The sequence below is a fragment of the Streptomyces sp. NPDC001889 genome (assembly GCF_053594535.1).
Genome location: NZ_JBSFER010000024.1, coordinates 69468 through 82845, shown reverse-complemented (window position 1 = coordinate 82845; position 13378 = coordinate 69468). Strand labels below are relative to the sequence as shown.

The 13378-nt window shown below is 72.5% G+C and carries 13 protein-coding genes and 1 riboswitch; of the genes, 10 read left to right on the top strand and 3 right to left on the bottom strand.

What is annotated here, in order from left to right:
* Positions 1-32: 32 nt before the first annotated feature.
* Positions 33-1631 carry an alpha/beta hydrolase gene (locus ACWCRA_RS26700; RefSeq protein WP_351552369.1) on the bottom strand — a complete coding sequence of 533 codons (1599 nt, stop codon included), beginning with the start codon at positions 1629-1631 and terminating at the stop codon, positions 33-35.
* A 487-nt stretch (positions 1632-2118) separates the two neighbouring features.
* Positions 2119-2275: riboswitch (cyclic di-AMP (ydaO/yuaA leader) on the top strand.
* Positions 2276-2278: 3 nt separating this feature from the next.
* Between ACWCRA_RS26700 and ACWCRA_RS26695 the strand changes: the two genes are divergently transcribed.
* Positions 2279-2755 carry a C40 family peptidase gene (locus ACWCRA_RS26695; protein ID WP_351552372.1) on the top strand — a complete coding sequence of 159 codons (477 nt, stop codon included), beginning with the start codon at positions 2279-2281 and terminating at the stop codon, positions 2753-2755.
* A 161-nt stretch (positions 2756-2916) separates the two neighbouring features.
* Here ACWCRA_RS26695 and ACWCRA_RS26690 read toward each other — a convergent pair whose 3' ends face one another.
* Entirely contained in the window at positions 2917-3348 is a 432-nt protein-coding gene (locus ACWCRA_RS26690; RefSeq protein WP_351552375.1) for an ATP-binding protein, read from the bottom strand.
* A 253-nt stretch (positions 3349-3601) separates the two neighbouring features.
* Here ACWCRA_RS26690 and ACWCRA_RS26685 point away from each other — a divergent pair, with 253 nt between their 5' ends.
* Positions 3602-4459, top strand: a complete 858-nt coding sequence (locus ACWCRA_RS26685; protein ID WP_451068779.1) for a helix-turn-helix domain-containing protein — start codon at positions 3602-3604, stop codon at positions 4457-4459.
* A 9-nt stretch (positions 4460-4468) separates the two neighbouring features.
* Positions 4469-4678, top strand: a complete 210-nt coding sequence (locus ACWCRA_RS26680) for a DUF397 domain-containing protein (protein ID WP_351552381.1) — start codon at positions 4469-4471, stop codon at positions 4676-4678.
* Here ACWCRA_RS26680 and ACWCRA_RS26675 read toward each other — a convergent pair.
* The gene (locus ACWCRA_RS26675; protein WP_451068778.1) at positions 4671-5816 is read right to left on the bottom strand and encodes an 8-amino-7-oxononanoate synthase; all 1146 of its coding nucleotides are present in this window, start codon (positions 5814-5816) and stop codon (positions 4671-4673) included. The genes ACWCRA_RS26680 and ACWCRA_RS26675 overlap by 8 nt on opposite strands.
* A 205-nt stretch (positions 5817-6021) precedes the next feature.
* On the opposite strand from ACWCRA_RS26675, the gene bioB reads away from it, so the two are divergent.
* From bioB to ACWCRA_RS26640, 7 genes are all read left to right on the top strand, one after another.
* Positions 6022-7212: a biotin synthase BioB gene (bioB, locus tag ACWCRA_RS26670; RefSeq protein ID WP_451068777.1), complete on the top strand. Its 1191-nt coding sequence runs from the start codon at positions 6022-6024 to the stop codon at positions 7210-7212.
* Positions 7205-8506 carry an adenosylmethionine--8-amino-7-oxononanoate transaminase gene (locus ACWCRA_RS26665; protein ID WP_351552390.1) on the top strand — a complete coding sequence of 434 codons (1302 nt, stop codon included), beginning with the start codon at positions 7205-7207 and terminating at the stop codon, positions 8504-8506. Before bioB ends, ACWCRA_RS26665 begins: the two co-directional genes overlap by 8 nt.
* Before the next feature lie 83 nt (positions 8507-8589).
* Positions 8590-9324, top strand: coding sequence for a dethiobiotin synthase (bioD, locus tag ACWCRA_RS26660; RefSeq protein WP_351552393.1), 735 nt, complete (start codon positions 8590-8592; stop codon positions 9322-9324).
* A 61-nt stretch (positions 9325-9385) separates the two neighbouring features.
* The gene (locus tag ACWCRA_RS26655) at positions 9386-9808 is read left to right on the top strand and encodes a GNAT family N-acetyltransferase (protein WP_351552395.1); all 423 of its coding nucleotides are present in this window, start codon (positions 9386-9388) and stop codon (positions 9806-9808) included.
* A 304-nt stretch (positions 9809-10112) separates the two neighbouring features.
* Positions 10113-11456, top strand: coding sequence for a hemolysin family protein (locus ACWCRA_RS26650; RefSeq protein ID WP_351552398.1), 1344 nt, complete (start codon positions 10113-10115; stop codon positions 11454-11456).
* On the top strand, positions 11453-12466 hold the full coding sequence (locus ACWCRA_RS26645) for a hemolysin family protein (RefSeq protein ID WP_351552401.1): 1014 nt from the start codon (positions 11453-11455) through the stop codon (positions 12464-12466). The genes ACWCRA_RS26650 and ACWCRA_RS26645 overlap by 4 nt, the downstream gene beginning before the upstream one ends.
* A 100-nt stretch (positions 12467-12566) precedes the next feature.
* Complete coding sequence (locus ACWCRA_RS26640) at positions 12567-13364, top strand: SGNH/GDSL hydrolase family protein (RefSeq protein ID WP_451068776.1); 798 nt, start codon at positions 12567-12569, stop codon at positions 13362-13364.
* Positions 13365-13378: the final 14 nt, after the last annotated feature.

Below are 13378 nucleotides of genomic sequence, written 5' to 3'. Positions count from 1 at the left end.
GGCGGCCCCTGTCCCGGGTGCGGCGGGGAGGATTACGGCTTCGGCGCGGCGTGCGGCTCGCACGTCACATTGCGGCTGTCCAGGGTCCCGTTGAGGAGGTAGGCGTCGACGCGCTGGTTGACACAGGCGTTGACGATCCCGGTGACGCCGTGCGAACCGGCGCCCTTCTCCAGGATCACCCGCGAGCCCTTGAGCCGCTTGTGCAGCTCGTAGGCGCCGGCGACCGGGGTGGCCGCGTCCCGCTCGGCCTGCACGATGAGCACGCCCGGCAGGCCCTTGCCGCTCCTGACGTCCACCGGGGTGTGCTGCTGGGTGGACCAGGTCGCGCACGGCAGGTTCATCCAGGCGTTGGCCCAGGTCATGAAGGGGTAGTCGCGGTGGAGCCGGGTGTTGTCGCGGTCCCACTTCTTCCAGCTGGTGGGCCACTTGGCGTCCGCGCACTCGACAGCCGTGTAGACGGCGTTGCTGTTCTCGGAGCGGATGTTGCCGGCGGTGTCGGAGAGATCCGGCGACGCGGCGTCGATCAGCGGCCGGGTGTCACCGGCCACGTACTTGCTCCAGAGCCGGGCGACCGGTGCCCAGGAGGAGTCGTAGTAGGGCGCGCCCTGGAAGAAGCCGGTCAGCTCGGCCGGGCCGACGACTCCGCCGAGCGGGGCGCGCTTGGCGTCGGCGCGCAGGGTGAGCCACTGCCGCTCGACCTTCTCGGGGGTGTCACCGAGGCGGTAGGTGGCGTCGTTCGCGGCGATCCAGCTCTTCCAGTCGTCCCAGCGCATCTGGAAGGCGACGTCCTGGTCCAGGTTGGCCTGGTACCAGATCTTCTCCCGTGAGGGATTCACCACACTGTCGACGACCATCCGGCGGACATGGCCGGGGAAGAGGGTCGCGTACACCCCGCCCAGATAGCTGCCGTAGGAGACACCCAGGAAGTTGAGCTTCCGCTCGCCCAGGGCGGCCCGGATGACATCGAGGTCACGGGCGGTGTTGGGGGTGGTCATGTGCGGCAGCATCCAGCCGCTGCGCTCGGCGCAGCCGTCCGCGTACGCGGCGGCGAGTGCGCGCTGGGCGCGCTTGTCGGCCTCGCTGTCGGGGACCGGGTCGGCCTTGGGGGCCTTGACGAACTCCTGCGGGTCGACACAGGAGATGGGGGTGGAGCGGCCGACGCCGCGCGGGTCGAAGCCCACGAAGTCGTACGCCTTGGCGGTGTTCACCCAGAGCGGGTTCTTGCCGGTGACCCGGGTGGGGAAGCGGAGTCCCGAGCCGCCGGGGCCGCCGGGGTTGTAGAGGAGCGCGCCCTGGCGCTCCTCCTTGGTGCCGGTGTTGCCGATGCGGTCGACGGTCAGCTCGATCTGCCGGCCGTTCGGGCGGGCGTAGTCGAGCGGAACCGTCACCGTGCCGCACTGGATGGGCTTGGCGAGTCCCCAGTCGGCGGGACAGTCGGCCCAGTCGATGCCCTGCCGGGCGGCGCGTTCGGCCGCGATCTGGACACCGCGCGCCTCGGACCCCCCTGAGTGCCGGGCCTCGGCCTGGGCGACCGGGGCGGCTATCGCCCCGGCTATGAGCGCGCCCGCCATCAGAGTGCCGGTCGCGCCGAACACCGCTGTACGTCTCACCTGGAACTGCCTCTCTGTCATGGGTACTCCGCGATCCTCGCGGTTGACGTGCTACCGGCAACAGGCCGTACGGCTGTTTCTTTACCGAACCAATAACCGGTGAGCCGAGTACCGGTGAGCGGTACATCCCTCGGTGAACCCCCGGGAACGGACGAATCAGAGCGGTCGGCGGAACCTCGTCAACCGCCATACGGGTGACGGTCGAGCTACTCCTTTTGATGTACTCGTGGCCTCGGCGCCAACTACGGTCGAGTTGCGCATCACCGTGGCCAATCTCTCGGAATGCTCTATTCCGGCCCTGGTGCGGGCATGCTCGGGTGTCGAGGGCCGGACCGCCCGGAGGCCATGTCCACCTGAACGGACCAAGGGTGTTAAAACTCACATAACGCCGTTTCCGCTCGGAATTCCGCCATGTCGTGGGTCAAGATCCCTGGGACGACAAGCCCCCGTCACCTCGGCGGGGCGGTCCGAGCGGACGCCGAGTCCTGCCGCCGCTTCGGATGACTGGTCGATAGAAGTGCTTCGGCAGGAGTGGAGGACCCGAGCAGTACGGGGCAGCCGGAAAGTCCGGACGTCCCTCGGGGTGAAGCCGCGTCACGCGGCCGGGCACCTTCGTCCGCCCGAACCCGACAGGTCATCCTTCACAGGCGGCTGACGAAGGGTTGCGCATGACTGCGCAGACAAACGTCCCGTTTCTGATGAGCCGGGCGGGGGCCGTATCGGCCCTCACCCTCGCCGCCCTCGGCGGTTCGCTGCTCGTGCCGGGCGGCACGAGCGAGGCGCACGCCGCCACGTCCCACGCGGGCAAGGCGCTCAAGGTGGCGGCCTCCAAGAAGGGAGCGCCCTACCGGTACGGAGGAACGGGGCCGTCCCGCTTCGACTGCTCGGGGCTCACGCTCTACTCGTACAAGAGAGCGGGCAAGAAGCTGCCCCGCACCGCCCAGCAGCAGTACAACAAGACCAAGCGCGTGTCGGCCTCCGGGCGCAAGGCCGGGGACCTGGTGTTCTTCCACTCCGGCGGCTACGTCTACCACGTGGGCATCTACGCCGGTAAGGGAAAGATCTGGCACTCGCCCAAGAAGGGGTCCTGGGTGAAGCTGGACAAGATCTGGAGCAAGAGCGTCAAGTACGGCCGGGTGCGCTGACGGACCGGCAGTGAGCCCGTGCGGGCCGCCGGGTGGACCCCCGGCGGCCCGCCACCGGGCCCCGCCGCCCGGCCGGGGAGCCAGGTCGCGGCCACGACCTGGCCTCCCGCGCCGGACGCGGGAGCCCCGACGCCCGGCCTGCCGCGCAGGCCGGGTGCCGCTCAGCCGGACGTCCCGGCCGGCCACGGCAGGGCGATCCAGACCGTCTTCCCGCCCTCCCGGGTGGGTGTGACGCTGAGCCTGCCGCCGCTCTCCGCCGTGAGCGCGCGGACGATCACCATTCCCCGGCCGTTGTCCTGCCGCACGGCGGCGGGCAGCCGCTGGGGCCAGCGCGGGTGACTGTCGGTCACCCCGATGCGCAGCCTCTCGTCCCGCTCCAGCTCCAGGTCCACCGTGAAGGTGGGCGACTGGCCGAAGGTGTGCTGGACCGCATTGGTCACCAGCTCCGAGACGATCAGCCGGATCGTCTCCACGGCCGCGCCCCCGGCCGGCAGGCCCCACTCGGAGACGACGTCGGCGACGAATGTCCGTGCCACGGAGACCGAAGCGGGATCGCTCGGCAGGGTGACGGAGGCTTCCTGAAGGTCTGCCATGGCGACGCTGTCCCTTTCCCACCGCGGCCGGGCTCCGAACTCGAAGCGGAGGGATTGCGCGGGCGGCCACGGATTGCGCTGATCGCCAGAGTGCCACTCATCCCCTCCCCAGAAGGGGCGATCCCCCAAGATATGCATATATCTGTCGCTCGATGCGGTGAACTCTGCCACGAAGGACCGGATTTGGCGGCTCCACCCACTTGGATCGCGGGCGAACCGACAGCGTTCGACGGATCGACGGAAGGAAGTCCCGATGCGCCACGGTCCGGCGGTGCGCCGCCGCAGGCTCGGCGAGGAACTCCGCAGAGCGCGGGTGGCCGCCCGGCTCACCAGCCGCGGCGCGGCGGAACTGGCCGGCTGGCACCAGTCGAAGGTGAGCCGGATCGAGACCGGCGCCAGCGGGGTGAAGGCGGGCGATGTGCGGCTGCTGCTCGATCTGTACCGGGTCGCCGACCCCGGCCCCCGGCTGCTGCTGGAGGCCCTGGCGGACGCCGCGGACGGCGGCGGGGACGGCTGGTGGCACGCCTACCGGTCGCTGCTGCCCGCCGAGTACCGCGACTTCATCAGCCTGGAGTCGCAGGCGCGCGCCGTGCGCACGGTGGAGACCTCGGCGGTGCCGGGGCTGCTCCAGACCGCCGAGTACGCCCGGGCGGTGACCCGGGCGACGCTCGCGGATCTCCCCGACGCGACCGTCGACTCGCTCGCGGAGGTGCGGATCGCCCGCCAGGAGGTGCTGCGCGGCCCCAGGCCGCCCGCGCTGAGTGTGGTGCTCGACGAGGCGGTGCTGCGGCGCGAGGTGGGCGGCCCCGGGGTGATGCGGGCGCAACTGCGGGCGCTGGCCGCGGCGTCGGAGCTGCCCTGTGTACGGCTCCAGGTGGTGCCGTTCTCCGCCGGCGGATACGCGGGGCAGACGGGATCTTTCGTTATCTTCTCGTTTCCGAGCACCTCTGATCTGGATGTGGTCATTCTTGACCACTTGACGCGTAGCGTCTCGCTGGAGCGGGCAGAGGATCTCGCGGTGTACAGCGCCGCCTTCGCGACGATGCAGAGGCGCGCGCTCCCACCGGTCGAATCCCTGGATCTGATCGCCGCCCTGGCAGGCGGCGCCTAGGAGGGCCTCATGCGTGAACACCCCGTGCCCGAAGGTCTGGTGTGGCGGCGGAGCAGCCGCAGCACGGCGAAGAACAACTGCGTCGAGGCGGCCCTGCTGGCGCCGGACGGCATCCTGGCCGTACGGGACTCCAAGGACACGGGCCGGCGCCCGCTGCGCTTCTCCGCCCGTGCGTGGAGCCGCTTCCTCACCGCCATGGGAACCGAGAGCGTCAGCTGACCGGCGCGGCCCCGGCCACCGCCGCCACCGCCCGGGCGATCTGCTGATCGGTCAGATCCGCCCGGGCCGTCAGCCGCACCCGTGAGACACCGTCCGGCACCGAAGGGGGCCGGAAGCAGCCAACGGCGAGACCGGCGGCCCGGCAGTTCGCGGCCCACTCCACCGCGGCGCCCGGCGAGGGCGCCCGCACGGAGACCACGGCCGCGTCGGGGCGTACGGACGTCAGGCCCCGTTCCGTCAGCCCCCGGTGCAGGGCCATCGCGACCGTACGCACCCTGGCCGCGCGCTCCGGCTCGCGCCGCAGCAGGCGCAGCGCGGCCAGCGCGGCCCCGGCGGCGGCCGGTGCCAGACCCGTGTCGAAGATGAAGGTGCGCGCGGTGTTGACCAGATGGTCGATCACGGCGGCCGGGCCGAGGACCACCCCGCCCTGGCTGCCGAGCGACTTGGAGAGGGTGAGCGTCGCGACGACGCCCGCGCCGCCCGCGATGCCCGCCGCGTGCGGCGCTCCCCGGCCGCCCTCGCCGAGTACGCCCAGACCGTGCGCGTCGTCGACGAGCAGGGCCGCGCCCCGCTCGCGGCAGACACCGGCGAGAGCGGCCAGCGGGGCGGCGTCCCCGTCCACCGAGAACACCCCGTCGGTGACCACCAGGGCGCGCCGCCCGGCGTGGGCACCGAGCACCCCGCGCACCGCTTCCGCGTCGGCGTGCGCGGTGATCTCCGTCCGCGCGCGGGAGAGCCGGCAGCCGTCAATGATCGACGCGTGATTTCCCGCGTCGGAGACGATCAGCGAGTCCCGGGTGGTCAGCGCGGTCAGCGCGGCGAGATTGGCCGCGTAGCCGGAGGAGAGCACCAGGGCCGCGTCGAATCCGCAGAACGCGGCGATCTCCTCCTCCAGTTCGGCGTGGAGGGCGGTGCTGCCCGTGACGAGCCGGGAGCCGGTCGCGCCCGCGCCCCAGCGGTGGGCCGCGTCGGCCGCCGCGGCGGTGACCTCCGGGTGGCGGCAGAGCCCGAGGTAGTCGTTGCCCGCCAGGTCGAGCAGACCGCAGTCGGCCGCGCGGGGCCGCAGGGTGCGCACCAGACCCGCCCGGCGGCGGTGGCCGGATTCGTCCTCGATCCACTCGAAAGGGTCCCGGGTCATGGTGATGAGGTCCTCTTCCGGTGCTCTGGTACGGTCCGCACCGCCGGGTGCGCCGCCCCCGTTGACCGGGGCGTTTTGTAGGCAGCGCACAGACCCTAACCGGGCCGGACCCCGGACCGAATGTGGTCATACACACACCTCGACCATGGTCTGTTGTGGGGTTCCGCCTTTCCCAACCGGCGCGCCGTACGTCAGGATCGGCGCCATGGACCTGCTGAACACGCTGGTGGAGAAGGGGCTTCGGCGCGAGCTGCCGACCCGTGAAGAGGCACTCGCCGTACTGGCGACCTCCGACGACGAGCTGCTCGATGTGGTGGCCGCGGCGGGCCGGGTGCGCCGCCAGTGGTTCGGGCGGCGGGTGAAACTCAACTATCTCGTCAATCTCAAGTCGGGGCTCTGCCCGGAGGACTGCTCCTACTGCTCCCAGCGGCTCGGCTCGAAGGCGGAGATCCTCAAGTACACCTGGCTGAAGCCGGACGAGGCGTCCGAGGCGGCGGCGGCCGGGGTGGCGGGCGGCGCCAAGCGGGTCTGTCTGGTCGCCAGCGGGCGCGGCCCGACCGACCGCGATGTCGACCGGGTCTCGAAGACCATCGAGGCGATCAAGGAGCAGAACGAGGGGGTCGAGGTCTGCGCCTGTCTCGGACTGCTCTCCGACGGCCAGGCGGAGCGGCTGCGGCAGGCCGGCGCGGACGCCTACAACCACAATCTCAACACCTCCGAGTCGACCTACGGCGCCATCACCACCACCCACACCTACGCCGACCGGGTGGAGACGGTGCAACGGGCCCGGGGCGCGGGACTCTCGCCCTGCTCCGGTCTGATCGCGGGGATGGGCGAGAAGGACGAGGACCTCGTCGATGTGGTCTTCGCGCTGCGCGGACTCGACCCGGACTCGGTGCCGGTGAACTTTCTGATCCCCTTCGAGGGAACTCCGCTGGCGAAGGAGTGGAACCTCACCCCGCAGCGGTGTCTGCGGATTCTGGCGATGGTGCGGTTCGTCTGCCCGGATGTGGAGGTACGGCTCGCGGGCGGGCGCGAGGTGCATCTGCGCTCGCTCCAGCCGCTGGCGCTGCACCTGGTCAACTCGGTCTTCCTGGGTGACTATCTGACCAGTGAGGGGCAGGCGGGCCAGGCCGATCTGGACATGATCGCGGACGCCGGCTTCGAGGTGGAGGGCGCGGGCACCACCACCCTGCCCGGGCACCGGGCGCCGGCGGGCTGCGGCTCGGCGGGCGCGGAGGCCGGGGCGTGCGGCGGGGACGGTCCGGGCGTGAGCGGGCCGGACGGTACGGAGGAGGTGCCCGCGCGGGCCGCGGCGGAGCCCTCTGCCGCCCGTACGGATCTGGTGACCGTGCGCCGCCGGGGCGCCGGCACCGGGCTGGCGCCCAATGCCTGAGTCCCGCTCCGTCGCCGAGCTGGTGGCGCTGGACCGGGCCCATGTCTGGCATCCGTACGGCCCCATGCCCGGCCGCGCCGATCCGCTGGTCGTGGAGTCGGCGTCGGGGGTGCGGCTGCGGCTGGCGGAGCCCGTCCACGGGCGGCGCGAGCTGATCGACGGCATGTCGTCGTGGTGGTCGGCGATCCACGGCTACAACCACCCCGTCCTCAATGAGGCGGCGCGCGGCCAGCTGGAGCGGATGAGCCATGTGATGTTCGGCGGGCTGACCCATGAGCCCGCCGTCCGGCTGGCGGCCCGGCTGGTGGAGATCACCCCCGAGCCGCTGCGCCATGTCTTCCTGAGCGACTCGGGCTCGGTCGCGGTCGAGGTCGCGGTCAAGATGTGTCTCCAGTACTGGCGCTCCGCCGGGCGGCCCGCCAAACAGCGCCTGCTGACCTGGCGCGGCGGCTACCACGGCGACACCTGGCAGCCCATGGCGGTGTGCGACCCGGACGGCGGGATGCACCGGCTCTGGTCGGGCGCGCTGCCCCGCCAGATCTTCGCGGACGCGCCGCCCGAGGAGTACGAGGAGGCGTACGCGGACCAGCTGCGGGAGCTGGTCACCCGCCACGCCGATGAGCTGGCCGCGGTGATCGTGGAACCGGTGGTGCAGGGCGCGGGCGGGATGCGGTTCCACTCCCCCCGCTATCTGCGGGTGCTGCGGGAGATCTGCGACGAGCGGGGTGTGCTGCTGATCCTCGACGAGATCGCGACGGGGTTCGGCCGCACCGGAACGCTCTTCGCGGCGGAGCAGGCCGGGATCTGCCCGGATGTGATGTGTCTGGGGAAGGCCCTGACCGGCGGGTATCTCTCGCTGGCAGCCACCGTCTGCACCCCCGGGGTGGCGGAGGGCATCTCCCGGGGCGAGGTCCCGGTGCTGGCGCACGGCCCGACGTTCATGGGCAATCCGCTGGCCGCCGCCGTGGCGAACGCCTCCATCGATCTGCTGCTGGCCGGGGAGTGGGCCCAGGACGTCAAGCGGCTGGAGTCGGGGCTGCGGGAGGGGCTCGCGCCCGCCCGGGGACTGCCGGGGGTGCGGGACGTCCGGGTGCTGGGCGGTGTCGGGGTGGTCCAGCTGGACCGCGAGGTGGACATGGTCCGGGCGACGGAGGCGGCGGTGCGGGCCGGGGTGTGGCTGCGGCCGTTCCGCGATCTCGTCTACACGATGCCGCCCTATGTGACGGGCGACGCGGATCTGGCGCGGGTGTGCGAGGCCGTGTGCGCGGCGGCGGAGGCCTCGCACCGGAGCTGAGCCCCCCGTCGGCCGCGGCGGGCGGGGCCGCACCCGCGCGGTGAACCAGACAAGCGGCACATCCAGCGAAAGGCAAGCGGCATATGTCCGTCATCATCGTCTCCGGGACCGGGACCGAGATCGGGAAGACCGTGGTCACCGCCGCGGTGGCGGCCCTCGCGCAGGGCCGCCGGGTGGCCGTGGTGAAGCCCGCGCAGACCGGTGTCGGCGGGGGTGAGCCCGGGGACCTCGACGAGGTGCGCAGGCTCGGCGGGGCGGTGCACGGGGTGGAGCTGGCGCGGTTCCGGGAGCCGCTGGCGCCCGCCGCCGCCGCGCGCCGCGCCGGGCTGCCGGGGGTGGGGGCGCGGGAGATCGCCGAGCGGGTCGGCTCCCTCGCCGACCGGTACGACCTGGTGCTGGTGGAGGGCGCGGGCGGGCTGCTCGTACGGTTCGACAGCGCGGGCGCCACCCTCGCCGACGCCGCCGGGCTGCTCGGGGCGCCGGTGCTGGTGGTGGCCGCGGCCGGGCTCGGCACGCTCAACTCGGTGGCGCTGACCGGGGAGGCGCTGCGGGCGCGCGGGATCGAGCAGCTCGGGGTGGTGGTGGGGAGCTGGCCGGCCGAGCCGGATCTCGCCGCCCGGTGCAATCTGCTGGATCTTCCGGAGGTGGCGGGGGCACCGCTGCTGGGGGCGGTTCCGGAGGGCGCGGGGCGGCTCGCGCCCGGGGATTTCCGGGTGCGGGCGCCGGGGTGGCTGGCTCCGCGTCTGGGCGGGTGGTGGGACGCGGACGCCTTCACGGCCTCGGTGAACGCCGCCGCGTACGCGTCGGCCGTGCGCTGAGCCGGTGGCGTCGCCGAAAGGCGGTGGCACGGGCGCGGTGCGGCGTGCTTGGCTCTGGATCATGACTGAGCCGCGCATACGTACCGCCCGGGCCGATGAGGCCGGAACCGTGCTCGCCCTCTGGGCGGAGGCCGCCGAGGGCACGAGCATCACGGACGACCTGGACGGCGTCGGCCGGCTCATCGCGCGGGACCCGGAGGCGCTGATTCTGGCGGAGTCCGCGGGGAGGGTGGTGGGGTCGGTGATCGCGGGGTGGGACGGCTGGCGCTGCTCCCTCTACCGCCTCGCCGTGCACCCCGCCCACCGGAGGCAGGGCATCGGGGCGGCGCTGCTGGCGGCGGCGGAGCGGAGGTTCGCGGCGGTCGGGGGGCGGCGGGGGGACGCGATGGTGCTGGAGGTGAATGAGCGGGCTCAGCGGGTGTGGGAGGCGGCCGGCTACCACCGCGAGGACCACTGGCGCCGCTGGGTCAAGCCCCTGCCCTGACCGCCCCCGCCCCGCACGGGGACCTGTGGCACGGGGTCGTCCAAAGGCCGCACCGGCCGGGGCGCGGGAGAGTGCGTTGTTCCGCACATTCGGGGGCAGGCGGGGGGGAGGGCGAGGGCCGATAGGCTTGATCCGGGCCTTCCCGTCGATCGACTTTGCTGGTCCTTTACTATGGACCGACCATTACTCTCCGTGTGAACCCTCCGTATGAAAGGTGTGAGCGTCCGTCCATGGACGAGCCTCCCAGTAGCAGACATCGAGCACTCCCCGCCCCCCTGACCGATCCTGGGACGGAGGTGACCCGATGACCGAAGTGCTCCTCCTCCTCGTGGCGGTACTGCTCTCGCTCGCCTGTGGCGTCTTCGTCGCAGCGGAGTTCTCCCTCACCACGGTCGAACGCAGCGACCTCGAAAGCGCCGTCGAGCGCGGCGAGCGCGGCGCGGCGAGTGCCCTCAAGGCCGTGCGCGGCCTCACCTTCCAGCTCTCCGGGGCCCAGCTGGGCATCACCGTGACCAATCTGGTCGTCGGCATGCTCTCCGAGCCCTCGATCAGCAAGCTGATCCGCGGGCCGGTCGAGGATCTCGGCCTCTCTCCGTCGGTGGCCTCCTCCGTCGCCCTGGTCCTCGGCACCGCGCTCTCCACGGTGGTGCTGATGGTGGTCGGCGAGCTGGTCCCCAAGAACTGGGCGATCTCCTCCCCCCTGGCCGTCGCCAAGGTCGTGGCCCCCGCCCAGCGGCTGTTCACCGCCGCTTTCAAGCCGTTGATCAGCCATCTCAACAACACGGCCAACCGCATCCTGCGCCGGCTCGGCATGGAGCCCACCGAGGAGCTGGCCTCCGCCCGCAGCCCGCAGGAGCTGGTCGCGCTGGCCCGGCACTCGGCGAAGGAGGGCGCGCTGGAGGCGGACACCGCCGAGCTGTTCGTCCGTACCCTGAGCCTGGCCGAGCTGACCGCGGAGAATGTGATGACCCCGCGGGTCCAGGTCACGGCCCTGGAGGTGCAGGCCACGGCGGAGGATGTCGCCAACGCCACCCGCGCCACCGGCCTCTCCCGCTTCCCGGTCTACCGGGGCAGCCTCGACACGGTGGTCGGCATCGCGCACATCAAGGACGTCCTCGCGGTCCCCGCGGATCAGCGCCATCGCCGGAGCATCTCCGATGTGCTGCGCGAACCGCTGCTGGTACCGGAGACACTGACCGTGGACCGGCTGATGGACCGGCTCGGCGGCCGGTCCACGATGGCCGTCGTCATCGACGAGTACGGCGGCACCGCCGGTGTGGTGACGATGGAGGACATCGTCGAGGAGGTCGTGGGCGAGGTGCGGGACGAGCACGATCCGCACGAGACCCCCGATCTCGCCCCCGCCGGCGAGGACGCCGACGGCCGTTCGCTGTGGTCGGCGGATGGCGCCGCCCGCACCGATCAGCTGGAGCAGGTGGGCCTGCGGGTCCCCGAGGGGCCCTACGAGACCCTCGCCGGACTGGTCGCCACCGAGCTGGGACGCATCCCGGCCGAGGGTGACCGGATCGATCTGGAGGGCTGGCGGCTCGACGTGGTCGACGCCACCGGGCGGCGGGCCGCGCGGGTGCTGATGCACGCGCCGAGCCCGGCCGATGTCCCCGCCGGACCCGAGGAGGCCGGACGATGATCGCGATCCAGCTTCTCATCGGACTGCTGACCCTGGTGGTCAACGCCTTCTTCGTGGGCGCGGAGTTCGCGCTGATCTCCGTGCGCCGCAGCCAGATCGAGCCGATGGCGGAGGCCGGCAACCGCCGGGCCCGCAGTGTGCTCTGGGGTCTGGAGCATGTGTCGGCGCTGCTGGCGGCGGCCCAGCTCGGCATCACCCTGTGCACCCTGATCCTGGGCATCGTCGCCGAGCCCGCCATCGCGCATCTGCTGGAGCCGGTGTTCCACTCGCTCGGTGTGCCGGACGGCGCGATCCACCCGATCTCGTTCGTGATCGCGCTCTCCCTGGCGACATATCTGCACATGCTCCTCGGCGAGATGGTGCCGAAGAACATCGCGCTGGCCGAGCCGACGCGCAGCGCGCTGCTGCTCGGCCCGCCGCTGGTGGCGGTGGCGCGCGGGCTGCGCCCGGTGATCTTCACGATCAACGCCTTCGCCAACACGCTGCTGAAGCTGCTGCGCGTGGAGGCCAAGGACGAGGTCGCGGCGACCTACTCGGACGACGAGCTGGCCCGGATGGTGGCCGACGCGGGTGACGCGGGGCTGCTGGACGACCGTTCGGCCGAGCGGCTGCGCGACGCGCTGGAGCTGGGCCGGCGCCCGGTGCGCGATGTCGTGATGCCGGTGGAGCAGGTGGTGTACGCGGGGGTCGGGACGACTCCGGAGCAGTTGGAGCAGCTCTCGGCGGAGTCCGGTTTCTCGCGCTTCCCCGTCATGGACACGGGCCGCGGCATCCTCGGCTATCTCCATGTCAAGGACGCGCTGGACGCGGCTCCGCGCCATGAGCCCTTCCCGGTGACGGCCATGCGGCCGATCGCCCGGGTGCGGGCGACGGCGCCGCTGGATGATGTCCTGACCGCGATGCGCCGCAGCCGTACCCATCTGGCGGCCGTCCTCGACGAGGACGGCATTCCGGAGGGTCTGGTGACGATGGAGGACGTGCTGCGGGAGCTGGTCGGCCGGCGCGACTGACCCCTCCCCCAGGGCGTACGGCCCGGGTCCCCGCACGGGGGCCCGGGCCGCTCCGCGTCCTCGCACGGAGTCGCTACCCGGCGGTAGGATCGATGCCGCCATGGAGATGACTGCCAACTACACAAGCTTTGTCGCGGTGGGTGATTCCTTCACCGAGGGCATGTCCGATCTGCTGCCGGACGGCTCCTACCGGGGCTGGGCGGATCTGCTCGCGGCCCGGCTGGCCGCCCGCGCGCCGGGGTTCCGGTACGCGAATCTCGCGGTGCGCGGCAAACTCATCGGCCAGATCGCCGCCGAGCAGGCCGCTCCGGCCGCCGCGATGCGGGCGGATCTGGTGACGCTCGTCGGCGGGCTCAACGACGCGCTGCGCCCCGGCTGCGACATGGGCAGGGTGCGCTTCCATCTGGAGGAGGCGGTGGCCACCCTGGCACCGTCGTGCCGCCGGCTGGTGCTGATGCACAGCCCCGGGCGCCAGGGGCCCTTCCTCGACCGGTTCCGGCCGCGCATGGAGGAGCTGTTCACCCACGTGGACGAGGTGGCGGAGCGGTACGGCGCGCTGGTGGTGGATCTGTACGGCTCCGGCGCGCTGGGCGATCCCCGGCTCTGGGACGCGGACCGGCTCCATCTGACCGCCGAGGGCCACCGGAGAGCGGCCGGCGCGGTCGGGCAGGCGCTCGGCCTCGACGCGCGGGACGACTGGCGGACCCCCCTGCCGGTGGCGGTCCCGGCGCGGTGGACGGCCCGGCGGACCGAGGACCTGCGGTTCGCCCGCCGCCATCTGGGCCCGTGGGTGGGGCGCCGGCTGACCGGCAGGTCCTCCGGGGACGGGCTCCCGCCGAAACGGCCCGAGCTGCTGCCGTACGAGCCCCCGCCCTCGGGGCACGGCGGGCTCTCGTAGCAACGTACAACCGG

Coding starts and splice junctions, on each gene's coding strand:
- ACWCRA_RS26675 (WP_451068778.1), bottom strand. CDS start 5,816: ATGACCCGGGACCCTTTCGAGTGGATCGAGGACGAATCCGGCCACCGC.
- ACWCRA_RS26645 (WP_351552401.1), top strand. CDS start 11,453: ATGATCGCGATCCAGCTTCTCATCGGACTGCTGACCCTGGTGGTCAAC.
- ACWCRA_RS26650 (WP_351552398.1), top strand. CDS start 10,113: ATGACCGAAGTGCTCCTCCTCCTCGTGGCGGTACTGCTCTCGCTCGCC.
- ACWCRA_RS26640 (WP_451068776.1), top strand. CDS start 12,567: ATGGAGATGACTGCCAACTACACAAGCTTTGTCGCGGTGGGTGATTCC.
- ACWCRA_RS26685 (WP_451068779.1), top strand. CDS start 3,602: ATGCGCCACGGTCCGGCGGTGCGCCGCCGCAGGCTCGGCGAGGAACTC.
- ACWCRA_RS26695 (WP_351552372.1), top strand. CDS start 2,279: ATGACTGCGCAGACAAACGTCCCGTTTCTGATGAGCCGGGCGGGGGCC.
- ACWCRA_RS26690 (WP_351552375.1), bottom strand. CDS start 3,348: ATGGCAGACCTTCAGGAAGCCTCCGTCACCCTGCCGAGCGATCCCGCT.
- ACWCRA_RS26700 (WP_351552369.1), bottom strand. CDS start 1,631: ATGACAGAGAGGCAGTTCCAGGTGAGACGTACAGCGGTGTTCGGCGCG.
- bioB (WP_451068777.1), top strand. CDS start 6,022: ATGGACCTGCTGAACACGCTGGTGGAGAAGGGGCTTCGGCGCGAGCTG.
- ACWCRA_RS26680 (WP_351552381.1), top strand. CDS start 4,469: ATGCGTGAACACCCCGTGCCCGAAGGTCTGGTGTGGCGGCGGAGCAGC.
- bioD (WP_351552393.1), top strand. CDS start 8,590: ATGTCCGTCATCATCGTCTCCGGGACCGGGACCGAGATCGGGAAGACC.
- ACWCRA_RS26655 (WP_351552395.1), top strand. CDS start 9,386: ATGACTGAGCCGCGCATACGTACCGCCCGGGCCGATGAGGCCGGAACC.
- ACWCRA_RS26665 (WP_351552390.1), top strand. CDS start 7,205: ATGCCTGAGTCCCGCTCCGTCGCCGAGCTGGTGGCGCTGGACCGGGCC.